Source organism: Halomonas sp. BN3-1, from assembly GCF_003056325.1.
GTDB lineage: Bacteria > Pseudomonadota > Gammaproteobacteria > Pseudomonadales > Halomonadaceae > Halomonas > Halomonas litopenaei.
Genome location: NZ_PYVV01000067.1, coordinates 1 through 311, shown reverse-complemented (window position 1 = coordinate 311; position 311 = coordinate 1). Strand labels below are relative to the sequence as shown.

General features: G+C 71.1%; 1 protein-coding gene. It reads left to right on the top strand.

Annotated elements, in window-relative coordinates; genetic code table 11:
- Nucleotides 1-311 (top strand): aldehyde dehydrogenase family protein (locus tag C9F12_RS22335; protein ID WP_114447135.1); only part of this gene is annotated, 311 nt, incomplete at both ends.

Here is a 311-nt window from a genome sequence, read left to right as displayed (position 1 = left end):
CTGGTCAGCGACGCGCGGATCAAGGCGGTGGGCTTCACCGGCTCGCGCAGCGGTGGCACCGCCCTGATGAAGACCGCCCAGGCGCGTCCCGAGCCGATCCCGGTGTACGCCGAGATGAGCTCGATCAATCCGGTGTTCCTGCTGCCCGAGGCGCTCAAGGCCCGTGGCAAGGAGCTGGGCGAGGCCTTCGTCGGCTCGCTGACCATGGGGGCCGGCCAGTTCTGCACCAACCCGGGGCTGGTGATCGCGGTCAAGGGCGAGGCGCTCGACGGCTTCGTCGAGGCCGCCGCCGAAGCGGTCAAGGGTGCCGG